The organism is Streptomyces sp. NPDC002130 (assembly GCF_040296465.1).
In the GTDB taxonomy this organism is placed as follows: Bacteria; Actinomycetota; Actinomycetes; order Streptomycetales; family Streptomycetaceae; genus Streptomyces.
In genome coordinates this window covers 1-24,107 of record NZ_JBEOXI010000124.1, presented here as the reverse complement: position 1 = coordinate 24,107, position 24,107 = coordinate 1, and the positions used below count along the sequence as shown (strand labels likewise).

The following is a 24,107-nucleotide window of genomic DNA, read 5'->3' as shown; positions in this document are numbered from 1 at the left end:
GCCGACAGGTTCCGCGGCGGGGCCGACCGTTCCCCGGACGTGGTGAGGCCGACGCGCCCCCGGACGCGGTGAGGCGCCGACGCGCGCCCGGACGCGACAGGGCCGGCCGGCGCATCTGCACTGGCCGGCCCGGGCGGCGCGCCTTTGGCGCTGCCCTCAGTCCTGGCGCATCCTCAGCCCTGCAGTCGCCTCAGCTCTGCTGCCCCGAGGTCTTCCGCCACGTCGGCCGCAGCGCCACGGCGCGCTCCCGGGCCCTCGTCCACCAGGCCGACGCCGCCCACACCACACGCGCGGTGGAGCGGGGAGCCAGAAGCGCGCGGAGCCTGGCCGGCCGGCCGGCCGCTGCGCCGAAGCCCGCCGTGGCGCGGCGGACGTCGTCCGTGAGGCCCGCCACCGGGCGCGGGTGCGGTGCGTACAGCACCTGCTCCACCGCGTTCGCCACCCGGTGCACCGAGGCCGCGGCCGTCGCGTCGAGATCGCCGAGGCGGACCATACGGGCGGCCGCCTTGCGCGGTGTCTGTGACTCGTCGGGCGTGATGCCGAAGTCCCACGCCGTGTCGGTCAGCTCCTGCCAGACGCCCAGGGTGTGCGGCGCCGTGTCCGCCTCGCCGCGGCCGTGCGCGCCCAGCCGGGCCGACCGTGTCCGCAGCCGCCACAGCATCGGCGCCAGGGGGAGCGCGAGGACGGCGAGACCGGCCAGGGCCCACACCAGGAACGCGTACCACTTGGGGCCGTCGTCGTCGGTGGGCAGCGCCGCCTGCGGCGATTCACTCGCGCAGCCGCCGTCCAGCTTCTTCTGCTCCGGCGTGCAGCCCTCGCTCGCCGAGGGGGCCGCGGAGGGCGCGGTCGACGCCGACTGGGAGGGACGCGACGGGTCCGGCACCGAACTGCCGGGGTTGTCGGGCAGGGTGTACGCCGGTATCGAGCCGCGGTTCGGAGTGGGCTCGAAGCGGGTCCACCCCACGCCCTCGAAGTACAGCTCGGGCCAGGCGTGCGCGTCCCGCAGCCCCACCGACACCGAGCCGTCCGCCTGCGGGGAACCGGGCGCGAAGCCCACGGCGACCCGGGCCGGTATGCCCAGCGAACGGGCCATCGCCGCCATCGCGAAGGAGAAGTGCACGCAGAAGCCCTGCTTGTCCTTGAGGAAGCGGGCGATCGCCTGGGAGCCGCTGCCGACCTGCACCTGCGTGTCGTACTCGAACCCGCCGGTCACCGCGAACCAGTCCTGGAGCTTGACCGCCTGGTCGTACGGGTCGGCCGCGCCCGCGGTGACCTTGCGGGCGGTGCGGGACACCACCGACGGCAGCGAGTCGGGCAGCTTCGTGAAGTCGCGCTCGATGTCCGCGGGCGCCGGTCCCGCCGAGGCGAGCTGCTCCGCCGTCGGCTGCACGTCCAGGCTCTTGACCTGGTACGTCAGGCCGCGCGTGTTCTGCCCGTGGTCGCCGACCAGCGTCATGCCCTGCGGCTCGTACCGCCAGTTGCCGCTGATGCGCACGCCGCTCGGCGGATACGGCATGGGCAGCCAGTCCTGGGCGTACCAGCCGGCCGCCGTGATCGTGGTGTCGAACTCCGTGCGCTTGACGTCCGGGCTGAGGCCGACCGGGTCCGGGAAGGTGCCGTCGGGGACGGCGGTGATGGACCGCCGGGACGGCTTCCACGTGGTGCCGTCGAAGTCGTCCAGGGACACGATCCGCAGATACAGGTCCGATACGTCCGCCGTCTTGGTCCGCACGGACAGGACCTGCTGGTCCTCGTCCGCGTTCAGGCTGTCCCGCAGCGAGACCAGCGGGTTCACGGCGGAGATCGTGCCCCCGCCGCCGGTTCCGCCGCCCGCGCCCGCTCCCACGGTGTCCAGCAGGCCGCCGTTCATCGCGGGCAGGCCGAGCGGCACCACCAGGGCGATGCCCAGCGCGACCACGCCGATGCGCCGGCCGGTGCGGACCGGGGCGACCGCGCCGCCGGACTCCCCGCCTGCCGTGCGCGGGGCACCGCCGAAGACCCGTCCCCACTGCGAGAGCCGGTCCCGACCCTCCGCCAGGAGCAGCATCAGATAGCCGGCCGCCGCCACCACGAACCACAGCCAGTCCGTGCCCCCGTCGGAAAGCCCCGCCGCCACCGAGTACAGCGCGAGCAGGGGCAGCCCGGCCGGAGCGGCGCTGCGGAAGGTCACCGCGAGGGTGTCCACCAGCAGCCCGATGATCAGGACCCCGCCCAGGAGCATCAGCCGTATGCCGTCGGACTCCAGGGGCGCCGGGATCGCGTACCGCGCGATGTCGTCACCGCCCTGCTGGAGCAGGAGCGCGAAGCGGTCGAAGGCCTGCGGCCCCGGGATCAGCCCGGCCAGGGCCTGCTCACGGGCGAACACGAAGGTCAGCAGCATCACGGTGACCACGGTCTGCGCCGCCACCGTCAGCGGCCGGGCCAGTGGCACCCGGCGGGCAGCGGCTCCCACGCCGGACTGCAGCGCCAGCAGGAAAGCCGCCTGCACGATCCATGTGGCCGGGCGGACCAGGGGCAGCAGGGCGCACGCGGCCATCAGCGTGGCCGCCCAGGCGCCCAGCGTCAGTCGTATCCGCCCGCTCATCACGGTCCCTCCCCGCCGCTCGCGGCGGCCACGCCCCTGCGCTCCCGGTCCGCCAGCCGCCACAGCTCGTCCATGGAGGCGCCCCGCGGCACGCGCAGGGCCGTCCAGCCCGCCTCGCGCAGCAGACGCAACCGGTCTCCGCTCCTGTCCAACGGGCCGGACACATCGCTCGGTTCCCGCACCCAGGTGTCGCTGTCCAGCACGAAGGCGACCGCCCCCGGGCTGCGCTGCCGCATCCGGCCCAGCACGGCCGCCTGCTCCTCGTCCAGGTCGCCGAGGAAGGCCACCAGCAGCCCCTCGTTCCCGCCGCGCAGCACGTCGTAGGCCCGGGACAGGCCCGCGCCGTCGGAGTGGTCGATCACCGCGAGGGTGTCCATCATCAGCCCGGCCGCGTCCGCCGACTCCTGGCTCGCGCCCGCGAAGCCGTCACCGCCCTCGCCGGGCACCGCGTTGCCGGTGTCCGTCAGCAGCCGTACCGAGTAGCCGCGTTCGAGCATGTGCACCAGCACCGAGGCGGCGCCCGACACGGCCCACTCGAAGGGCGAGTCCGGCCCCGCGCCCTGGTAGGCGATGCCGCGGGTGTCCAGCAGCACCGTGCAGCGGGCGCGCTGCGGCTGCTCCTCGCGGCGCACCATCAGCTCGCCGTAGCGGGCCGTGGAGCGCCAGTGCACGCGCCGCAGGTCGTCGCCGTAACGGTAGCCGCGCGGGATGACGTCGTCCTCGCCGGCCAGCGCGAGCGAACGCTGCCGCCCGTCGCCGTACCCCTTCGCCTCGCCGCCCAGGCGCACCGGCGCCAGCGGCTCCACGCGCGGGATGACCGTGAGGGTGTCGTACGTCGAGAAGGACCGGGTCAGCTCGCACATGCCGAACGGGTCGGTCAGGCGCAGCTGGAGCGGGCCCAGCGGGTAGCGGCCGCGCAGGTCGGAGCGCACCCGGTAGGACACCTCGCGCCGGCCGCCCGCCTCCACCCGGTCGAGCACGAAGCGGGGACGCGGACCGAGCACGTACGGCACCTTGTCCTGGAGCATCAGCAGGCCCGTGGGCAGCCGCGAGACGTTGTCCATCCGCAGGTGGACCCGGGCCTCGCTGCCCGCGGGCACGCGCGCGGGGGAGAGCCGGCGGCTGCCCGCCACCCGGTAACGGGTGCGGTACAGCACCGCCGCGCACACCAGCGGCAGCACCGCCAGCAGCAGCCCCACGCGCAGCAGGTCGCTCTGGCCGAGCACGTAACTGCAGATCGCGGCCGCGACACCGGCGGCCAGGAAGGAGCGTCCGCGGGTGGTCAGACCGGCCAGTGCGGTGCGGACGCCGCCCTTCTCGCCCCGGTCGGCTTCCGCCCGGCCCGCCCCCGCGGTGGTCATCACAGCCTCCGCGGCGGCTGCTGGGGATACGCCGGCGCCGTACGGCCCAGGCCGCCGAAGCCGCTTGGCTGCTGCGGCCCCGCCGGCACCGGGGTGCGCTGCAGGATCTCCTCGACGACCTGCTCGGCGGTGCGCCGGTTGAGCTGGGCCTGGGCGGTGGGCAGCAGGCGGTGGGCCAGGACGGCGACGGCGAGGGCCTGCACGTCGTCCGGCAGCGCGTACTCCCGGCCGCTGAGGGCCGCGGACGCCTTCGCCGCGCGCAGCAGGTGCAGCGTCGCGCGCGGGGAGGCGCCGAGTCTCAGGTCGGGGTGCGTGCGCGTGGCGCCGACGAGGTCGACGGCGTAGCGCCGGACCGGCTCGGCGACGTGCACGCCGCGCACCGCCTCGATGAGCTTGAGGATCTCGTCCGCGTGGGCCACGGGCTGGAGGTCCTGCAGCGGCGAGACGCCGCCGTGCACGTCCAGCATCTGCAGCTCGGCCTCCGCGCTCGGGTAGCCGACCGAGACGCGGGCCATGAAGCGGTCGCGCTGGGCCTCCGGCAGCGGGTAGGTGCCCTCCATCTCGACCGGGTTCTGCGTCGCCACCACCATGAACGGGCTGGGCAGCTCGTAGGTCTTGCCGTCGATGGTGACCTGGCGCTCCTCCATCGACTCCAGGAGCGCGGACTGCGTCTTGGGCGAGGCGCGGTTGATCTCGTCGCCGATCACCACCTGGGCGAAGATCGCGCCCGGCTTGAACTCGAAGTCACGGCGCTGCTGGTCCCAGATGGACACACCGGTGATGTCCGACGGCAGCAGGTCGGGCGTGAACTGGATGCGCCGCACCGAGCAGTCGATGGACCGCGCCAGCGCCTTGGCCAGCATCGTCTTGCCGACGCCCGGTACGTCCTCGATCAGCAGATGTCCCTCGGCGAGCAGTACGGTCAGCGAGAGGCGTACGACCTCGGGCTTGCCCTCGATCACGCCTTCCACCGACTCCCGCACGCGCTCCACCACGGCGGTCAGATCGTCCCCCACCCGCGAGAAATCTCGGGCTGGGGGACCCCCATGGCTCGCTCGATCGTCATAGGTCGTCACCCGGCGCTCCTCGGCCTTTCCCGTGCTCCCAGGAAGCACGGAATACCCCATTTTCCCGGGCCGACGCCGCATGACGCGGACCGGCCCACCCCGAACCACGGACACCACGCGTGAAAGGTTCCGCGTGACGCCACTCCCGCATTCTTGCTGCCGTTACCGTTTCGTGTCACTCGACTGTGGACAACTGGCCGCGATATGTCGGTCTTGCGACCATTCGAACGCGTGACTGACAGGATTTCGACAGCTGCGGCGGGTGGCGGGCCGGGGTGGTCGCGTTCCGCCGCGCAGGTCAGGAGGCCGGGTCGACCTCGCGCAGCAGGCCGGTCTGCACGTCGAACACGAATCCGCGCACGTCGTCGGTGTGCGGCACGAACGGCGAGGTGCGCACGCGCTGCATCGACTGCCGCACGTCCTGGTCCACGTCCCGGAAGGACTCCACGGCCCACGCCGGACGCTGGCCGACCTCGGCCTCCAGCTCGTTGCGGAAGTCCTCGGTGAGGCTCTCCAGGCCGCAGCCGGTGTGGTGGATGAGCACCACGCTGCGGGTGCCCAGCTTGCGCTGGCTGATGGTGAGGGAGCGGATCACGTCGTCGGTGACGACGCCGCCCGCGTTGCGGATCGTGTGGCAGTCGCCGAGCTCGAGCCCGAGCGCCGCGTGCAGGTCGAGGCGGGCGTCCATGCAGGCCACGACGGCGACGTGCAGCACGGGCCGGGCGTCCATCCCCGGGTCGGTGAAGGCGTCGGCGTACCGGGCGTTCGCCTCTACGAGACGGTCGGTGACCGTGTCGCCGGCCTTTATGGCGCTCTCCGAACCTGTGGGAACCGATGCAGAAGTCGTCATAGCTATGACGTTACTGGTCACACCCCGTCCAGGCCTCCTGTGGAAGTGAACAAAGAATGCCGCCGAGCAGGGCATGTGAGGTAACCCACACCGGCGGCGTCCTGGGCCCCGTGCGAACGGCGGCGACGCGCAGGCCGGTTGATTGACCGGGCGACACCGTGGACTAAAGTGACGCGAAGCGGGAGGCGAGACTCTCCCCGCTGGACTGATTTTCTTCGGAGACCCCGGCGACGACCGGCGATCCCCCCGCGTGCGCGGCGCGTACGTACGGCTCGGCCTTCTCCCGCTCCCGGTCGGCTGACGCTTCCGGCGCCGGCGGGCCTCATGTCCACGAGCGGGCGGGGACCCGGCGGTGCGTGCGGCCGTGCCGGATCTGAGAGGGCCCCTTGAGCGAGAGTCGACACGTCCCGGTGATGCTCCAGCGGTGCCTGGATCTGCTGGCACCCGCGCTGGAGGGCCCGGACGCCGTGGTCGTCGACTGCACCCTCGGCCTCGGCGGCCACAGCGAGGCACTCCTGGAGAGGTTCCCCGACGCCCGGCTCGTCGCCCTCGACCGCGACAAGGAGGCGCTGCGCCTGTCCGGCGAGCGCCTCGCCCCCCACGGCGAGCGCGCCACCCTCGTCCACGCCGTCTACGACGAACTCCCCGAGGTGCTCGACAGGCTCGGCATCGCGCGCGTGCAGGGCGTCCTGTTCGACCTGGGCGTCTCCTCCATGCAGCTCGACGAGGCCGACCGCGGTTTCGCCTACGCCCAGGACGCCCCCCTGGACATGCGCATGGACCAGACGACCGGCGTCAGCGCCGCCGAGGTCCTCAACACCTACCCACCGGGCGAGCTCGTGCGCATCCTGCGGGCCTACGGCGAGGAGAAGCAGGCCAAGCGGATCGTGAGCGCGATCGTGCGCGAGCGGGAGAAGGAGCCGTTCAGCAACAGCGCGCGGCTCGTCGAGCTGATCCGCGACGCCCTGCCGCAGGCCGCCAAGCGCACCGGCGGCAACCCGGCCAAGCGCACCTTCCAGGCCCTGCGCATCGAGGTCAACGGCGAGCTCTCCGTCCTGGAACGGGCGATCCCCGCCGCCGTGAAGGCGCTCGACGTGGGCGGGCGGATCGCCGTGCTGTCGTACCACTCGCTGGAGGACCGGCTGGTCAAGCAGGTCTTCGCGGCGGGCGCGGCCACCACCGCGCCGCCCGGGCTGCCCGTCGTCCCCGAGCGCTACCAGCCGCGGCTCAAGCTGCTGACCCGCGGTGCCGAACTCCCCACCGAAGAGGAGATCGCCGAGAACCGGCGGGCGGCACCGGCGCGACTGCGCGGGGCCCAGCGCATCAGGGAGGACGTCGAGTGAGGCGTGTGCAGGCCGGACCGAGGGAGCGTGCGTGAGCGGCAAACCCGAACTGAAGGGGAGGGCGGCCCGGCTCGCGCGGCTCCTGCCGACCGGCCCCGGGCAGGCGGCCCGCACGCCTTTCGTCCTCCTGGTCGTCCTCCTCCTCGGCGGCGGTCTCATCGCCCTCCTGGTGCTGAACTCGGCCCTCAGCGAGGGCGCGTTCCAACTCGACGACCTCCAGCGCGGAACCAAGAACCTCACCGACGAGGAGCAGGCCCTCCAGCGGGACATCGACGCCTACTCCGCCCCCGACGCCCTGCAGCGCCGCGCCCGCGAGCTCGGCATGGTGCCCGGCGGCGACCCCGCCTTCCTCGACCCCGACGGCACCGTCAAGGGCGTCCCCAGCGCCGCTCCCGGTGTCCGGCAGCCCGCCGCGCACACCCCCCTGGTCCTCGCCCCCGAGGCCATGCCCAACGGCCTCGCCCCGACCCCCGGCAGGTGACCGAAGTGTCCGACAGGCAACCGCCGCGTCGCCGCGTGCCCGGGCCCGCACGGCCCGCCCGCCCCGACGCCCGGCGCCGCCCCGGCCCCGGTGCCCGTCCGGCCCGGCGCCCGGGACAGGGCCGCCCGCCGGCGTCCAAGCCGCTGCGGCTGGGCAGCCCCCGCCCCCGCCTGCGGCTGGTGGGACTCGCGCTGACCCTGGTCCTGGCCGCCTTCGTCGTACGGCTGTTCCAGGTGCAGGCCGTCGACGCGAGCACGTACGCCGCCAAGGCCGAGCAGAACCGGTACGTCGGGCAGGTGCTGGCCGCGGACCGGGGCGAGATCACCGACCGGTCCGGCGTGGCCCTCGCGACCAGCGAGGACGCCTACGACATCACCGCCGACCCCACGATGTTCGCCCCCGGCATGCTGAAGATCGCGGACGGGCCCGAGCAGGCGGCCGCACTCCTCGCGCCGATCCTCGGCCAGGAGCAGGAGGACCTGGTCAAGAAGCTGCGTCCGAAGAACACGGCCCTGCGCTACGTCAAGCTGGCCTCCCGCCAGACCCCGCAGGTCTGGAAGCAGATCAAGGACCTCAAGTCCGCACTCGCCAAGAAGGCCGAGACGGACAAGTCCACGCCCAACGTCCTGTCCGGCGTCTTCTCCGTCGCCACCAGCAAGCGCGTGTATCCCGGCGGTGACCTCGCCGCCGGGATACTGGGCTGGGTCAACGGCGAGGGCAAGCCCGGCGGCGGCATCGAACTGCAGCTGAACAAGCAGCTCGCCGGCAAGGACGGCAAGATCCGCTACGCCCAGTCCGGCGGCCGTCTCGTGCCCACCGCGGGCTCCACCGAGACACCCGCCGTCCCCGGCAGCGACGTCGAGCTCACCATCGACCGCGACATCCAGTGGGCCGCCCAGAACGCCATCAGCGAGCAGGTGAAGGAGTCCGCGGCCGACCGCGGCTACGTCATCGTCCAGGACACCCGCACCGGGCAGGTCCTGGCCATGGCCAACTCGCCCGGCTTCGACCCGAACGACCTGTCCGACGCCGACCCGGCCGCCCTGGGCAACGCCGCCGTCCAGGACGCCTTCGAGCCCGGCTCCACCGCCAAGGTCATGTCGATGGCGGCCGTCCTCCAGCAGAACGTCGCCACGCCCGGGACCCACGTGGTCGTGCCCAACCGGCTGCACCGCGGCGACCGGCTCTTCAAGGACGACATCGACCACCCGACCTGGTACCTCACGCTCAACGGCGTCCTCGCCAAGTCCAGCAACATCGGCACGATCCTCGCCACCGGACAGCTCGGCAAGACCCAGGCCCAGGCCAACAAGGTCCTCTACGACTACCTGCGCAAGTTCGGCCTCGGCAGCTACACCGGGCTCGGCTTCCCCGGCGAGACCAAGGGCATCCTCGCCCCGCCCGACAAGTGGTCCACCTCCCAGCAGTACACGATCCCTTTCGGCCAGGGCGTCTCCATCAACGCCATGCAGGCGGCCTCCGTGTACTCGACCATCGCCAACGGCGGCGTCCGCATCCAGCCCACCCTCGTCCGCGGCACCAGAGGCCCCGACGGCCAGTTCACGCCCGCCCCGAAACCCGAGAAGAACCGGGTCGTCAGCGACAGAACGGCGAAGACCCTCGCCCAGATGCTGGAGTCCGTCGTGGACGACGAAGAGGGCACCGGCACCAAGGCGCGCATCCCCGGCTACCGCGTCGCGGGCAAGACGGGTACCGCCAACCGTGTGGATCCGGCCACCGGCAAGTACCGCGGCTACACCTCGTCGTTCGCCGGGTTCGCGCCCGCCGACAAGCCCCGCGTCACCGTCTACTGCGCCATCCAGAACGCCACCCGGGGCAGCTACTTCGGCGGGCAGATCTGCGGACCCGTCTACAAGAAGGTCATGGAGTTCGCACTGAAGTCCCTCCAGGTCCCGCCGACCGGCGCCAAGGCCGCGAAACTGCCCGTCTCCTTCAAACAGTGATCAGGGCCGACATGCCCTGATCAGCACTCAGCCCCACGAGCCACCAGGACCGCCTCCGTGACGACGATCACCCCCGACCCCGGCAACCAGAGCAGCACCGGCCCCTCACTTCGCCCGGAGGCGGGTACGCCCGGTACGCTCACCGCCGTGCCACACGCTGATCAGTCCCAAACCACCCAGAAGGGCCATCCCGTGACATACCCCGGGCCGCCCAGGCCGGTTCAGGTCTCCGCCACACCCCTCGCGGAACTCGCCGGTCAGCTGGGTGCCCCCACGCCGGAGACCGCCGCCGAGGTCACGGGCATCACCCACGACTCGCGCGCCGTGCGCCCCGGCGACCTGTACGCCGCCCTCCCGGGGGCCCGGGTGCACGGTGCCGATTTCGTCAACCAGGCCGCGGGCCTCGGTGCCGCCGCCGTGCTGACCGACCCGACGGGCGCCGAGCGCGCCGCCGCGTCCGGTCTGCCGGTCCTGGTCGTCGACGACCCTCGCGCGCAGATGGGCGAGCTGGCCGCCACGATCTACGGCCACCCCGGCCGGGACCTGCTCCAGATCGGCATCACCGGCACCTCCGGCAAGACCACCACCGCCTACCTCGTCGAAGGCGGCCTGAAGACGGTTCGGTCCACCGGCCTGATCGGCACGGTCGAGATGCGCATCGGCGACGAGCGCATCAAGTCCGAGCGCACCACCCCCGAAGCCACCGACCTCCAGGCCCTGTTCGCCGTCATGCGCGAACGCGGTGTGGACGCGGTCGCCATGGAGGTCTCCAGCCACGCCCTGGTCCTCGGGCGGGTCGACGGCTGCGTCTTCGACATCGGCGTCTTCACCAACCTCAGCCCGGAACACATGGAGTTCCACTCGGGCATGGAGGACTACTTCCAGGCCAAGGCGCAGCTGTTCACGCCGGAGCGCGGCAAACTCGGCGTGGTCAACGTCGACGACGAGTACGGCCGCAGGCTGGCGAAGGAGGCCACCGTCCCGGTCGTCACCTACTCCGCCGAGGGCCACCCCGACGCCGACTGGCGCGCCGAGGACGTCCAGGTCGGCCGGCTGGACTCGACGTTCACCGTCATCGGCCCCAAGGGCGAGCGGATCAGCGCCAAGTCGCCGCTGCCCGGGCCGTTCAACGTGGCCAACACCCTCGCAGCGATCGTCGCCCTCGCCGTCGCCGGCCTCGACCCGCAGGCCGCCGCCGACGGCGTCGCCGCCGTCCCGGGCGTCCCGGGCCGCCTCGAGCGCGTGGACGCCGGGCAGCCCTACCTCGCGGTCGTCGACTACGCCCACAAGACCGACGCCGTCGAGTCCGTGCTGCGCGCCCTGCGCAAGGTCACCGAGGGCAGACTGCACATCGTCCTCGGCTGCGGTGGCGACCGGGACAAGACCAAGCGCGAGCCCATGGGCGCCGCCGCGGCGCGGCTCGCCGACACCGCCGTACTGACCTCCGACAACCCCCGCGGCGAGGACCCCCTCGCGATCCTCGCCACGATGCTCCAGGGGGCGGCGTCCGTGCCCGCGCACGAGCGTGGCGAGGTGCAGGTCTTCGAGGACCGGGCCGCGGCGATCGCCGCCGCCGTGGCCCGCGCCGAGCCCGGCGACACCGTGCTGGTCGCGGGCAAGGGCCACGAGCAGGGCCAGGACATCGCCGGGGTGGTCCGTCCCTTCGACGACCGCCAGGTGCTCCGCGAAGCCATCCAGAAGACCCAGGGATGAAAATCCAGAAGACCCAGGGGATGAACTTGTGATCGCCCTCTCCCTCGCCGAGATCGCAGAAGTCGTCGGCGGGCAGACGCACGACATACCGGATCCGTCCGTCCAGGTCACCGGGCCGGTGGTCCGGGACTCCCGAGAGGCGGGGCCGGGCAGCCTGTTCGTCGCCTTCGCCGGGGAACGCGTGGACGGCCACGACTTCGCGGCGGCGGTCGTCGAGGCGGGATCGGTGGCCGTGCTCGGCACCCGGCCCGTCGGCGTCCCCGCGATCGTCGTGGACGACGTCCAGAGCGCCCTCGGCGCCCTCGCGCGGCACGTCGTACAGCGGCTCGGCGCGACCCTCGTCGCCCTCACCGGCTCGGCGGGCAAGACCAGCACCAAGGACCTCATCGCGCAGGTGCTGCAGCGCAAGGCCCCCACGGTGTTCACGCCCGGCTCGCTCAACAACGAGATCGGGCTGCCGCTGACCGCGCTCAGCGCCACCGAGGAGACGCGGTTCCTCGTCCTGGAGATGGGCGCCCGCGGCATCGGGCACATCCGCTACCTCACCGGCCTGACACCCCCGAAGGTCGGTCTCGTCCTCAACGTCGGCAGCGCCCACATCGGCGAGTTCGGCGGCCGCGAGCAGATCGCACAGGCCAAGGGCGAACTCGTCGAGGCCCTGCCGTCCGAGGCCGAGGGCGGCACCGCGATCCTCAACGCGGACGACCCCTACGTACGGGCCATGGCCTCCCGTACGAAGGCGAAGGTGCTCTTTTTCGGAGAGTCCGGCGAAGCGGACGTCTCTGCCGAGAACGTGCGACTCACGGACACCGGACAGCCCTCGTTCAGGCTTCACACACCCTCCGGTGCAAGTGATGTGACCATGCGCCTGTACGGTGAGCACCACGTGTCGAACGCGCTCGCCGCGGCCGCCGTCGCCCACGAGTTGGGCATGTCCGCTGACGAGATCGCCGTCGCGCTCTCCGAGGCGGGCTCCCTCTCCCGCTGGCGGATGGAGGTCACCGAGCGCCCGGACGGCGTGACGGTCGTCAACGACGCCTACAACGCGAACCCCGAGTCCATGAAGGCCGCACTGCGCGCGCTGGCGGCCATGGGCAAGGGACGTCGTACGTGGGCGGTGCTCGGCAAGATGGCCGAGCTCGGGGACGAGGCTCTCGCCGAGCACGACGCGGTCGGACGGCTCGCCGTCCGGCTCAACGTCAGCAAGCTCGTCGCGGTCGGTGGCAGGGAAGCCGCCTGGCTGCAACTGGGCGCATATAACGAGGGTTCGTGGGGTGAGGAGTCGGTGCACGTGTCCGACGCACAGGCGGCGGTCGACCTGTTGCGCAGCGAGCTGCGCCCGGGGGACGTCGTGCTCGTGAAGGCGTCCCGTTCGGTCGGCCTCGAGAGCGTGGCGCAGGCGCTCATCGAGACCGGTGCCGAGGGTGAGGTTTCCGCCCGATGATGAAGCAGATCCTGTTCGCAGGAGTCATTGGTCTCTTTCTCACGCTGGTCGGCACCCCGCTGCTGATCAAGCTGCTCGCGCGCAAGGGCTACGGCCAGTACATCCGTGACGACGGCCCGCGCGAGCACGCCAGCAAGCGCGGTACGCCGACCATGGGCGGTATCGCCTTCATACTGGCGACGGTCGCCGCGTACTTCCTGGCCAAGGTGATCACGGGCTATCTGGACCCGGACGTCGACGCGGCCCCCACCTTCTCGGGCCTGCTGGTGCTCGGACTGATGGTCGGCATGGGCCTGGTCGGCTTCCTCGACGACTACATCAAGATCGTCAAGCGGCGTTCGCTCGGTCTGCGCGCCAAGGCGAAGATGGCCGGCCAGCTGATCGTCGGCGTCAGCTTCGCGGTGCTGTCGCTGCAGTTCGCGGACAACCGCGGCAACACCCCGGCCTCCACGAAGCTGTCGTTCATCACGGACTTCGGCTGGACGATCGGCCCCGTGCTGTTCGTGGTCTGGGCGCTGTTCATGATCCTCGCGATGTCGAACGGCGTGAACCTGACCGACGGTCTGGACGGTCTGGCCACCGGCGCCTCGGTCCTCGTCTTCGGTGCCTACACCTTCATCGGTGTTTGGCAGTTCCAGGAGTCCTGCGCCAACGCGCAGACGCTGACCAACCCGGGCGCCTGCTTCGAGGTGCGGGACCCCCTCGACCTCGCGGTGGTGGCCTCCGCGCTGATGGGCGCCTGCCTCGGCTTCCTGTGGTGGAACACCTCGCCGGCCAAGATCTTCATGGGTGACACCGGTTCGCTCGCGCTCGGCGGTGTGCTCGCCGGCCTCGCGATCTGCTCCCGCACCGAGCTGCTGATCGCCCTCCTCGGCGGCCTGTTCGTCCTGATCACCATGTCGGTGGTCATCCAGGTCGGCTCCTTCAAGCTCACGGGCAAGCGCGTCTTCCGGATGGCGCCACTCCAGCACCACTTCGAACTCAAGGGCTGGTCCGAAGTGCTCGTCGTGGTCCGCTTCTGGATCATCCAGGGCATTTGTGTGATTGTCGGACTTGGCCTCTTCTACGCAGGATGGGCAGCGGACAAGTGACCTCCTCGGAGCCCTTCGACTTCCAGGGCAAGCACGTCACCGTCGCCGGGCTCGGCGTCTCCGGCGTCCCGGCGGCCAAGGTGCTGCACGGCCTCGGCGCGATCGTCACGGTCGTCAACGACGGCGCCGACGAGCGCGCGCGGACGCAGGCGGCCGAACTGGAGGCGCTCGGTGTCACCGTGCGCCTCGGCGACGGCGAGACCTTGCCGGAGGGCACCGAGCTGATCGTCACCGCGCCCGGCTGGCAGCCGGACAAGCCGCTGTTCGCGGCGGCGGCGCAGGCGGGCGTGCCCGTCTGGGGCGACGTCGAACTGGCCTGGCGCCTGCGCGGACCCGACGCCGCCGACTGGCTCGCCGTCACCGGCACCAACGGCAAGACCACCACCGTCCAGATGCTGGCGTCCATCCTGAAGGCGGCGGGCCTGCGCACCGCCGCCGTCGGCAACATCGGCGTCTCCCTGCTGGACGCGGTGCTCGGCGAGGAGCGGTACGACGTCCTGGCCGTGGAGCTGTCCAGCTACCAGCTCCACTGGGCGCCCTCCCTGCGCGCCCACTCGGCCGCCGTGCTGAACCTCGCCCCCGACCACCTCGACTGGCACGGCTCCATGGCGGCGTACGCCGCCGACAAGGGCCGCATCTACGAGGGCAACCGCATCGCCTGCGTCTACAACGTGGCCGACAAAGCCACCGAGGACCTGGTCCGCGAGGCCGATGTCGAGGAGGGCTGCCGCGCCGTCGGCTTCACCCTCGGTACGCCCGCGCCCTCCCAACTCGGCGTCGTCGAGGGCATCCTGGTCGACCGCGCCTTCGTCGAGAACCGGCAGAAGAACGCCCAGGAGCTCGCCGAGGTCGCCGACGTCGATCCGCCGGCCCCGCACAACATCGCCAACGCCCTCGCGGCCGCGGCCCTCGCCCGCGCCTACGGCGTGCCCGCCAAGGCCGTACGGGACGGCCTGCGGGCGTTCACCCCGGACGCGCACCGCATCGCGCACGTCGCGGACGTGGACGGCGTCGCCTGGATCGACGACTCCAAGGCCACCAACACCCATGCCGCGGAAGCCTCGTTGGCGGCGTACGAACCGATCGTGTGGATCGCGGGCGGACTCGCGAAGGGCGCCACCTTCGACGAGCTGGTCGCCAAGTCGGCGAAGCGGCTGCGGGCCGCCGTGCTGATCGGCGCGGACCGCGCGCTCATCCGGGAAGCCCTGGCGCGACACGCCCCGGAGGTACCCGTCGTCGACCTCGACCGGACCGACACTGGGGCGATGCGCGCGGCGGTCCAGGAGGCGCGGAAACTCGCTCAGCCGGGCGACACGGTGCTGCTGGCTCCGGCCTGTGCCTCGATGGACATGTTCGCCAACTACAACAAGCGCGGGGACGCCTTCGCGGACGCCGTCCGTGAGCTCGGCTCCGCCGACGGCTGACCCGGGTCCGCCTCGCCCGGCGGCGGTGCCGGGCGTACCTGGGAGGGACGCGTGACACGGATGTGGCTGGTGCCCGAGCGGCCTGGGGGCGTGCACCGCGCACCGCTCCCCTCCGGCACGGCAGGGTGAGCCGCGATGCCCACCAGCCGCACCGGACGGCCTCCGACCCCCCGCGCCCCCAAGCGCCCCGCCACGCCACGGCCCGCGCGTGAGAACGGCGTCCTGAGCCTCTACATCCGCGCGCGCAGGGGCTGGGACCGGCCGCTGACCGCCTACTACCTGATCCTCGGCGGCAGTCTGCTGATCACCGTGCTGGGACTGGTGATGGTCTACTCGGCCTCCCAGATCACCGCACTGCAGATGTCGCTGCCGGGTTCGTACTTCTTCCGCAAGCAGTTGCTCGCGGCGGGCATCGGCACCGGACTGCTGTTCGCGGCCTCGCGGATGCCGGTGAGACTCCACCGGGCGCTCGCCTACCCCATCCTCGCGGGCGCCGTCTTCCTGATGGCCCTGGTGCAGGTCCCGGGGATAGGGGTGTCGGTCAACGGCAACCAGAACTGGATCTCCCTCGGCGGCTCCTTCCAGATCCAGCCCAGCGAGTTCGGCAAGCTCGCCCTCGTGCTGTGGGGCGCGGACCTGCTCGCCCGCAAGCAGGACAGGAAGCTGCTGACCCAGTGGAAGCACATGCTCGTGCCGCTGGTGCCGGCCGCCTTCATGCTGCTCGGTCTGATCATGATCGGCGGCGACATGGGCACCGCCATCATCCTCACGGCCATCCTGTTCGGCCTGCTCTGGCTGGCCGGCGCCCCCACGCGGCTGTTCGCCGGGGTGCTGTCGATCGCCGCCGTCCTCGGCCTGATCCTCATCAAGACCAGCCCCAACCGCATGGCCCGCCTGCAGTGCCTGGGCGCCACCGAACCCCAGTCGGGGCCCGTCGACTGCTGGCAGGCCGTGCACGGGATCTACGCCCTCGCCTCGGGCGGAATCTTCGGCTCCGGACTGGGTGCCAGTGTGGAGAAATGGGGACAACTCCCCGAGGCCCACACCGACTTCATCTTCGCCGTCACCGGCGAGGAACTGGGCCTTGCGGGGACGCTGTCGGTACTCGCCCTCTTCGCGGCTCTAGGCTATGCGGGTATCCGCGTGGCCGGACGCACGGAGGACCCCTTCGTCAGGTATGCCGCGGGAGGCGTGACCACCTGGATCACGGCCCAGGCCGTGATCAACATCGGTGCGGTGCTCGGTCTGCTGCCGATCGCCGGCGTCCCCCTCCCGCTGTTCTCCTACGGGGGATCCGCCCTGCTGCCGACCATGTTCGCCATCGGGCTGCTGATCGCCTTCGCGCGTCAGGACCCCGCTGCGCGGATGGCGCTTGCGATGCGGCAACCCCGCTTTGGTAGAAAGCGGGGGGCGGGGGGCACCGGTTCCGGTCGGAGTCCCCGGAGATGGAACACGATGCGACGGCGCGCCTCGGCGGCGCGCTCGTCCGGAGAGCGGTGAATTTCGGTGCATGTCGTACTCGCTGGCGGAGGAACCGCGGGCCACATCGAGCCCGCGCTCGCCCTCGCGGACGCCCTGCGCAGGCAGGACCCGAGCGTGGGCATCACGGCCCTGGGCACGGAGCGGGGCCTCGAGACCCGTCTCGTACCCGAGCGCGGGTACGAACTCGCGCTGATCCCCGCCGTACCGCTGCCGCGCAAGCCCACCCCCGAGCTGATCACGGTCCCCGGCCGGCTGCGCGGCACCATCAAGGCGACCGAGCAGATCCTGGAGCGCACCAGGGCGGACGCCGTGGTCGGCTTCGGCGGCTACGTCGCCCTGCCCGGCTACCTCGCGGCCAAGCGCCTGGGCGTGCCGATCGTGATCCACGAGGCCAACGCCCGCCCGGGCCTGGCCAACAAGATCGGCTCGCGGTACGCCAGCCAGGTCGCCGTCTCCACGCCCGACAGCAAGCTGCGGGGCGCCCGCTACATCGGCATCCCGCTGCGCCGCTCCATCGCCACCTTGGACCGCGCCGCCGTACGGCCGGAGGCCCGGGCCGCGTTCGGGCTCGACCCGAACCTGCCCACGCTGCTGGTCACCGGCGGCTCGCAGGGCGCCCGCCGCCTGAACGAGGTCGTCCAGCAGGTCGCGCCCTGGCTCCAGCAGGCCGGGATCCAGATCCTGCACGCGGTCGGCCCGAAGAACGAACTGCCGCACGTCCAGCAGATGCCGGGGATGCCCCCCTATGTCCCGGTAAGTTACCTGGACCGGATGGACCTCGCGTACGCCGCGGCCGACATGATGCTCTGCCGTGCGGGCGCGATGACCGTCGCCGAACTCTCCGCCGTCGGGCTCCCGGCCGCCTACGTCCCGCTGCCCATCGGCAACGGAGAACAGCGGCTCAACGCCCAGCCGGTGGTCAAGGCCGGCGGCGGACTGCTGGTCGACGACGCGGAACTGACTCCCGAGTGGGTCCAGCAGAACGTCCTGCCCGTGCTCGCCGACCCGCACCGGCTGTACCAGATGTCCCGCGCCGCCGCCGAGTTCGGCCGCCGGGACGCCGACGACCTGCTCGTCGGCATGGTGTACGAGGCGATCGCCGCCAATCGTGCACACCGATAGGACTGTATGACGGAAGGCAGGGAGCGTGGCCGGATCGACCACCGCCGAACGCGGTGAACGCAAGCAGGAGTCGTCCGGCCCGCCGCCCCGCCTGCGGTCGAGGCGCGCGCGGCTCCGCGCGATCGTCCTCCTGGGCCTCGCCCTGGTCTTCCTCGGCATCCCGACGGTCTGGCTGTTCTACGGCTCCGACTGGCTGCGCGCCGAGCAGGTCTCCGTCTCCGGCACCCGCGTCCTGACACCGTCTCAGGTCGAAGCGGCGGCCGAGGTGCCGTTCGGGAAGCCGCTGATTTCCGTCGACACCGATGCGATCGAGACGCGACTGCGCCGGAAATTGCCCCGAATTGACGCGGTTGACGTGGTCCGTTCCTGGCCCCATGGAATCGACCTGAAAGTGGTTGAGCGGACTCCGGTTCTGATTGTCCAAAAGGGCGGAAAGTTCGTCGAAGTGGACGATGACGGTGTCCGCTTCGCCATGGTTTCAGAAGCCCCGAAAGGCATCCCGGCACTGGAATTGACGCTCGACCGGTCCGGCGCCGCCGCCGCGAGCCTGCGCCGCTTCGGCGAGCCCCGGCTGGTGCGCGAGGCCGTCGGCGTCGCCCGCGCGCTTCCGGCCGCCGTCGCGCACGAGACACGGACCGTCAAGGTCCGTTCCTACGACGCCATCTCGCTGGAGTTGAGGGACGGCCGCACGGTCGTCTGGGGAAGCAGCGAGAAGGGCGCCGCGAAGGCCCGTACGCTCACCGCTCTGATGAAAGCCTCGCCCGATGCGGGGTACTTCGACGTGAGTGTCCCCACCGCACCCGCGTCAGCACGGAGTTGACGCACATCCGCGCAGGCCAGCACCCTGGTTGGGCAGTGCTACGGCTGATCACATAGGGTGAAAAGAAAAACGGGAGGTTCGGCGTGTTCGTTGAACGCGCGCCACTTGTCGACTTAGTGTCCTGTTCAGAAGACTCCAAGGAACGGACACACTGGTAACCCTAAACTTCAGGGTTAGGGTTCGGGTCGGCGATACGGACCGTCCCATTCGGCATCAGTCGTCGGGTCGCGGGGCGCAGGGCGTCACGCTGATTCGGCGACACGTAACTCGAGGCGAGAGGCCTTCGACGTGGCAGCACCGCAGAACTACCTCGCAGTCATCAAAGTCATCGGTGTCGGCGGCGGTGGTGTCAATGCCATCAACCGGATGATCGAGGTCGGTCTCAAGGGCGTCGAGTTCATCGCCATCAACACCGACGCGCAAGCTCTGTTGATGAGCGACGCCGACGTCAAGCTGGACGTCGGCCGTGAACTCACCCGCGGACTCGGCGCCGGAGCCAACCCGGACGTGGGCCGCAAGGCCGCCGAGGACCACCGCGAGGAGATCGAGGAGGTCCTCAAGGGGGCCGACATGGTCTTCGTGACGGCCGGTGAAGGCGGCGGCACCGGCACCGGCGGCGCGCCCGTCGTGGCCAACATCGCGCGCAATCTGGGTGCCCTCACCATCGGTGTGGTCACGCGCCCGTTCACCTTCGAGGGACGGCGTCGCGCGAACCAGGCCGAGGACGGCATCGCCGAACTCCGCGAAGAGGTCGACACCCTCATCGTCATCCCGAACGACCGGCTGCTGTCCATCTCGGACCGCCAGGTCTCGGTGCTGGACGCCTTCAAGTCGGCCGACCAGGTCCTGCTCTCCGGTGTCCAGGGCATCACCGACCTCATCACCACCCCCGGCCTCATCAACCTCGACTTCGCCGACGTCAAGTCGGTCATGTCCGAGGCCGGCTCGGCCCTCATGGGCATCGGCTCGGCCCGCGGCGACGACCGCGCGGTGGCCGCGGCCGAGATGGCGATCTCCTCGCCGCTGCTGGAGGCGTCCATCGACGGCGCCCGCGGTGTGCTGCTCTCCATCTCCGGTGGCTCCGACCTCGGCCTGTTCGAGATCAACGAGGCCGCCCAGCTGGTGAGCGAGGCAGCCCACCCCGAGGCCAACATCATCTTCGGCGCGGTGATCGACGACGCCCTCGGCGACGAGGTGCGGGTCACCGTGATCGCGGCCGGCTTCGACGGCGGCCAGCCGCCCGCCAAGCGGGACAACGTCCTCGGCTCCTCCTCGGCCAAGCGCGAGGAGCCGGCCCCGGTACGGCAGACCGAGAGCCGTCCGTCCTTCGGATCGCTCGGCAGCGTGACCCCGAAGGAGGACCCGGAGCCCGCTCCGGAGCCGGTCAAGGACATCCCGGTCGCCCCGCCGGTCACGCCGGCGCCGCGGACCTACTCGGACAGCGCGGCCGAGGAACTGGACGTACCGGACTTCCTCAAGTGATCCTTCAGTCGTGATAGGACAGCGCGAGAGCGCGAGCGGCGCGCACTTCGGCTTCACCGACCGGTGGGGCGGGGTGAGCGCCGCTCCGTATGAGGAGCTCAACCTCGGCGGAGCGGTCGGTGACGATCCCGACGCCGTACGCACCAACCGGGAGCTGGCCGCCAAGCACCTGGGCGTCGAACCGGACCGGGTCGTCTGGATGAACCAGGTGCACGGGGCCGATGTGGCGGTGGTGGACGGACCGTCGGGATCGTCGACCGGGATCCCGCCGGTCGACGCGATCGTGACCACGCGCCGGGGGCTCGCCCTCGCCGTGCTCACCGCCGACTGCGTGCCGGTGCTGCTCGCCGACCCCGTGGCCGGGATCGCCGCCGCGGCCCACGCGGGCCGGCCCGGCATGATCGCCGGAGTCGTCCCGGCCGCGCTGCGCGCGATGACGGAACTGGGCGCCGAGCCCTCCCGGATCGTCGCCCGCACCGGGCCCACCGTCTGCGGCCGGTGCTACGAAGTGCCCGAGGCGATGCGCGCCGAGGTGTCCGCCGTCGAGCCGGCGGCGTACGCCGAGACCAGTTGGGGCACACCGGCGGTCGATGTGAGCGCCGGAGTGCACGCCCAGCTCGAACGGCTCGGGGTGCGCGACCGGGAGCAGTCGCCGGTGTGCACGCTGGAGTCGCGCGATCACTTCTCGTACCGCCGCGACCGCACCACCGGTCGGCTCGCGGGTTATGTGTGGTTGGACTGACAGGACATGACGGACCGTAAGGACGAACTCGCCGCGAATCTGGCGAAAGTGGAGCGGCGCATCGCCGACGCGTGCGCGGCCGCGGGGCGGGCGCGCGACGAGGTGACCCTGATCGTGGTCACCAAGACCTACCCCGCGAGCGACGTGCGGATCCTCGCGGAACTCGGTGTGCGGCACGTCGCCGAGAACCGCGACCAGGACGCGGCCCCCAAGGCCGCGGCCTGCTCGGATCTGCCTCTCACCTGGCACTTCGTGGGTCAACTCCAGACCAACAAGGTGCGCTCGGTGGTCGGTTACGCGGATTTCGTGCAGTCCGTCGATCGTTCCAAGCTCGTCACAGCTTTGTCGAAGGAGGCCGTCCGGACCGGGCGGGAACTGGGATGCCTCCTCCAGGTCGCACTCGACGCCGGTGAGAGCGCCCGGGGCGAGCGGGGCGGCGTCGCGCCCGACGGGATCGGGGAGTTGGCCGATCGCGTGGCCGGCGCGCCGGGGCTCCGGCTCGACGGACTGATGACCGTCGCGCCGCTCACGGGCGAGTACGCCGGGCGCGAACTGGCGGCCTTCGAGCGGTTGATGGTTTTGTCGACCGACCTGCGCCGGAGTCACCGGACTGCCACCATGGTCTCGGCAGGGATGAGTACGGACCTCGAACAGGCCGTGGCGGCCGGAGCGACACATGTGCGCGTCGGCAGCGCGGTACTCGGAGTCCGCCCCAGGCTCGGGTAACGTCGCCAAGAAGTCGGACCACAGCAGAAAATATGGTCATTGCCGCCGAAAGGCGGATTCAAGGACCACGTGGATCGCGGGCACTTGGCAGTCGTCAGCCGATCCACCACAGAGCGGAGGACTCAGAGCATGGCCGGCGCGATGCGCAAGATGGCGGTCTACCTCGGCCTCGTGGAGGACGATGGGTACGAGGGCCGCGGATTCGACCCCGACGACGACTTCGAACCCGAACTGGACCCGGAGCCCGAGCGGGACCATCGACGGCACGAGCCGTCCCACCAGCCGCACGTCTCACATCAGCCCCAAAGGGACGAAGAGGTACGAGTCGCACAGCCGCCCGCACCTCGCGAACCGGCCGCCCGCTCCGCTTCGCTACCCGCGGAATCCAGCCGCCCGGCGCGCATCGCGCCCGTGGCGTCCATCACACAAGAACGCGCAAATCTGGAGAAGAACGCACCGGTGATCATGCCCAAGGTCGTGTCCGAACGAGAGCCTTACCGGATCACCACGCTTCACCCACGGACCTACAACGAGGCCCGTACCATCGGGGAACACTTCCGTGAAGGCACCCCGGTGATCATGAATCTGACTGAGATGGACGACACAGATGCGAAGCGACTTGTCGACTTTGCGGCAGGTTTGGTGTTTGGTCTTCACGGCAGTATCGAGCGGGTGACGCAGAAGGTGTTCCTGTTGTCGCCTGCTAACGTCGATGTCACGGCGGAGGACAAGGCCCGCATCGCAGAGGGCGGGTTCTTCAACCAGAGCTGAGACGCACCACCGGAACAGCAGTACCGAGCAGGGCACAGGGGAGAGGGAAGCAAGAGGTCATGAGCGTGGTTTTGGATGTCGTCTACATCGCGCTGATGTGTTTCCTCATCGTGCTCATCTTCCGACTGGTCATGGACTATGTCTTCCAGTTCGCCCGCTCATGGCAACCCGGCAAGGCGATGGTGGTCGTTCTGGAGGCCACCTACACTGTCACCGATCCACCGCTCAAGCTTCTGCGGCGGGTCATTCCGCCGCTGCGTCTCGGGGGCGTGGCGCTAGACCTGTCCTTCTTCGTACTGATGATCATCGTCTACATCCTGATCTCGATCGTGAGCCGGCTGTGATGAGCGATGTGACCTACCGTCTTGCCGAATGCCGACGACTACGTTGAGGTGAAGAGATGCCGTTGACCCCCGAGGACGTGCGGAACAAGCAGTTCACGACCGTCCGCCTCCGAGAAGGCTATGACGAGGACGAGGTCGATGCCTTCCTCGACGAGGTCGAAGCCGAACTGACCCGCCTGCTCCGCGAGAACGAGGACCTGCGCGCCAAACTGGCCGCGGCCACGCGCGCTGCTGCGCAGAACCAGCAGAACATGCGCAAGCCTCCGGAGCCGCAGCAGGATCAGCAGCAACAGCAGCAGGGTATGCGCGGTCCGGGTGGTCCTGTCCCCGCCGGCATATCGGGCCCGCCGCAGCAGCAGATGGGTGGCCCCATGGGTGGTCCGCCCCAGCTGCCGAGCGGTGCCCCGCAGCTGCCCGCCGGCCCCGGCGGTCAGGGTGGACCTCAGGGTCCCGGTCCGATGGGCCAGGGTCCGGGTCCGATGGGCCAGCCCCCGATGCAGCAGCAGATGGGCGGCCCCATGGGCGGCCCCGGCCCCATGGGCGGTCCGATGGGCGGCCCCGGTCAGCAAGGCCCCGGTGGCGACAGCGCCGCCCGTGTCCTCTCGCTGGCCCAGCAGACCGCCGACCAGGCGATCGCCGAGGCTCGTTCCGAGGCCAACAAGATCGTCGGCGAGGCGCGTTCGCGTGCCGAGGGTCTGGAGCGTGACGCCCGTGCCAAGGCCGACGCCCTGGAGCGGGACGCGCAGGAGAAGCACCGCGTCGCGATGGGCTCCCTGGAGTCCGCCCGCGCCACGCTGGAGCGCAAGGTCGAGGACCTGCGCGGCTTCGAGCGCGAGTACCGCACGCGCCTGAAGTCGTACCTGGAGTCGCAGCTGCGCCAGCTGGAGACCCAGGCCGACGACTCGCTGGCCCCGCCGCGCACCCCGGCGACCGCGTCCCTCCCGCCGTCCCCGGCGCCTTCCATGGCTCCGGCCGGCGCGAGCGCCCCGTCCTACGGTGGTGGCAACCAGACGATGGGCGGCGCACCCTCGCCGTCCGGTCCGTCCTACGGCGGTCAGCAGCAGATGTCGCCGGCGATGACCCAGCCGATGGCGCCGGTCCGTCCGCAGGGCCCGTCCCCGATGGGTCAGGCGCCCTCGCCGATGCGGGGCTTCCTGATCGACGAGGATGACAACTGACGGCCTGATGGCACATCGGTTTCGCGCTCCAATCTGCTCAACCCCGTCGGAGTAGCCGGAACGCCAACAGGGCCCCGCCACCGGTCAGGTGGGCGGGGCCCTGCGATGCGAGGCAGGC

The 24,107-nt window shown here is 71.2% G+C and carries 20 protein-coding genes; 16 read left to right on the top strand and 4 right to left on the bottom strand.

Annotation, left to right across the window (positions count from 1 at the left end; translation table 11 throughout):
• Positions 1–190: 190 nt before the first annotated feature.
• The 4 genes from ABT116_RS23180 to ABT116_RS23165 all read right to left on the bottom strand — a co-directional run bounded on the left by ABT116_RS23180 (position 191) and on the right by ABT116_RS23165 (position 5,862).
• A complete protein-coding gene (locus ABT116_RS23180) occupies positions 191–2,584 on the bottom strand; it encodes a transglutaminase TgpA family protein (protein ID WP_351637036.1) in 2,394 nt (797 codons plus the stop codon).
• Complete coding sequence (locus ABT116_RS23175; protein WP_351637034.1) at positions 2,584–3,945, bottom strand: DUF58 domain-containing protein; 1,362 nt, start codon at positions 3,943–3,945, stop codon at positions 2,584–2,586. Before ABT116_RS23175 ends, ABT116_RS23180 begins: the two co-directional genes overlap by 1 nt.
• On the bottom strand, positions 3,945–5,021 hold the full coding sequence (locus ABT116_RS23170; RefSeq protein ID WP_502983916.1) for an AAA family ATPase: 1,077 nt from the start codon (positions 5,019–5,021) through the stop codon (positions 3,945–3,947). Before ABT116_RS23170 ends, ABT116_RS23175 begins: the two co-directional genes overlap by 1 nt.
• 289 nt (positions 5,022–5,310) lie before the next feature.
• Complete coding sequence (locus ABT116_RS23165; RefSeq protein ID WP_351637030.1) at positions 5,311–5,862, bottom strand: beta-class carbonic anhydrase; 552 nt, start codon at positions 5,860–5,862, stop codon at positions 5,311–5,313.
• A gap of 386 nt (positions 5,863–6,248) precedes the next feature.
• Here ABT116_RS23165 and rsmH point away from each other — a divergent pair, with 386 nt between their 5' ends.
• The 16 genes from rsmH to ABT116_RS23085 all read left to right on the top strand — a co-directional run bounded on the left by rsmH (position 6,249) and on the right by ABT116_RS23085 (position 23,989).
• On the top strand, positions 6,249–7,205 hold the full coding sequence (rsmH, locus tag ABT116_RS23160; RefSeq protein WP_351637028.1) for a 16S rRNA (cytosine(1402)-N(4))-methyltransferase RsmH: 957 nt from the start codon (positions 6,249–6,251) through the stop codon (positions 7,203–7,205).
• A 31-nt stretch (positions 7,206–7,236) separates the two neighbouring features.
• Complete coding sequence (ftsL, locus tag ABT116_RS23155) at positions 7,237–7,686, top strand: cell division protein FtsL (protein ID WP_351637026.1); 450 nt, start codon at positions 7,237–7,239, stop codon at positions 7,684–7,686.
• A 5-nt stretch (positions 7,687–7,691) separates the two neighbouring features.
• On the top strand, positions 7,692–9,650 hold the full coding sequence (locus tag ABT116_RS23150) for a peptidoglycan D,D-transpeptidase FtsI family protein (protein ID WP_351637024.1): 1,959 nt from the start codon (positions 7,692–7,694) through the stop codon (positions 9,648–9,650).
• A 192-nt stretch (positions 9,651–9,842) separates the two neighbouring features.
• Positions 9,843–11,363 (top strand): UDP-N-acetylmuramoyl-L-alanyl-D-glutamate--2,6-diaminopimelate ligase, encoded by a 1,521-nt coding sequence (locus tag ABT116_RS23145; protein WP_351637041.1) that lies wholly within the window; start codon positions 9,843–9,845, stop codon positions 11,361–11,363.
• 28 nt (positions 11,364–11,391) lie between these two features.
• Entirely contained in the window at positions 11,392–12,807 is a 1,416-nt protein-coding gene (locus ABT116_RS23140) for a UDP-N-acetylmuramoyl-tripeptide--D-alanyl-D-alanine ligase (RefSeq protein WP_351637022.1), read from the top strand.
• On the top strand, positions 12,807–13,898 hold the full coding sequence (gene mraY / locus ABT116_RS23135) for a phospho-N-acetylmuramoyl-pentapeptide-transferase (protein WP_351637038.1): 1,092 nt from the start codon (positions 12,807–12,809) through the stop codon (positions 13,896–13,898). Before ABT116_RS23140 ends, mraY begins: the two co-directional genes overlap by 1 nt.
• Positions 13,880–15,322, top strand: coding sequence for a UDP-N-acetylmuramoyl-L-alanine--D-glutamate ligase (gene murD / locus ABT116_RS23130; RefSeq protein WP_351637020.1), 1,443 nt, complete (start codon positions 13,880–13,882; stop codon positions 15,320–15,322). The genes mraY and murD overlap by 19 nt, the downstream gene beginning before the upstream one ends.
• Positions 15,323–15,457: 135 nt before the next feature.
• Positions 15,458–16,822: a putative lipid II flippase FtsW gene (gene ftsW, locus ABT116_RS23125; protein WP_351637018.1), complete on the top strand. Its 1,365-nt coding sequence runs from the start codon at positions 15,458–15,460 to the stop codon at positions 16,820–16,822.
• Between the two features lie 6 nt (positions 16,823–16,828).
• Positions 16,829–17,926, top strand: a complete 1,098-nt coding sequence (gene murG, locus ABT116_RS23120) for an undecaprenyldiphospho-muramoylpentapeptide beta-N-acetylglucosaminyltransferase (protein ID WP_351637016.1) — start codon at positions 16,829–16,831, stop codon at positions 17,924–17,926.
• A gap of 25 nt (positions 17,927–17,951) precedes the next feature.
• Entirely contained in the window at positions 17,952–18,746 is a 795-nt protein-coding gene (locus tag ABT116_RS23115) for a cell division protein FtsQ/DivIB (protein WP_351637014.1), read from the top strand.
• A 288-nt stretch (positions 18,747–19,034) separates the two neighbouring features.
• Positions 19,035–20,228: a cell division protein FtsZ gene (gene ftsZ, locus ABT116_RS23110; RefSeq protein WP_351637012.1), complete on the top strand. Its 1,194-nt coding sequence runs from the start codon at positions 19,035–19,037 to the stop codon at positions 20,226–20,228.
• A gap of 10 nt (positions 20,229–20,238) precedes the next feature.
• Positions 20,239–20,970: a peptidoglycan editing factor PgeF gene (gene pgeF, locus ABT116_RS23105; protein ID WP_351637010.1), complete on the top strand. Its 732-nt coding sequence runs from the start codon at positions 20,239–20,241 to the stop codon at positions 20,968–20,970.
• A gap of 6 nt (positions 20,971–20,976) precedes the next feature.
• Positions 20,977–21,696, top strand: coding sequence for a YggS family pyridoxal phosphate-dependent enzyme (locus tag ABT116_RS23100; RefSeq protein ID WP_351637008.1), 720 nt, complete (start codon positions 20,977–20,979; stop codon positions 21,694–21,696).
• Between the two features lie 129 nt (positions 21,697–21,825).
• Positions 21,826–22,467, top strand: a complete 642-nt coding sequence (locus ABT116_RS23095; protein WP_351637006.1) for a cell division protein SepF — start codon at positions 21,826–21,828, stop codon at positions 22,465–22,467.
• A 59-nt stretch (positions 22,468–22,526) separates the two neighbouring features.
• Positions 22,527–22,811 (top strand): YggT family protein, encoded by a 285-nt coding sequence (locus tag ABT116_RS23090; protein ID WP_030248691.1) that lies wholly within the window; start codon positions 22,527–22,529, stop codon positions 22,809–22,811.
• Positions 22,812–22,867: 56 nt separating this feature from the next.
• Positions 22,868–23,989: a DivIVA domain-containing protein gene (locus tag ABT116_RS23085; protein WP_351637003.1), complete on the top strand. Its 1,122-nt coding sequence runs from the start codon at positions 22,868–22,870 to the stop codon at positions 23,987–23,989.
• Positions 23,990–24,107: the final 118 nt, after the last annotated feature.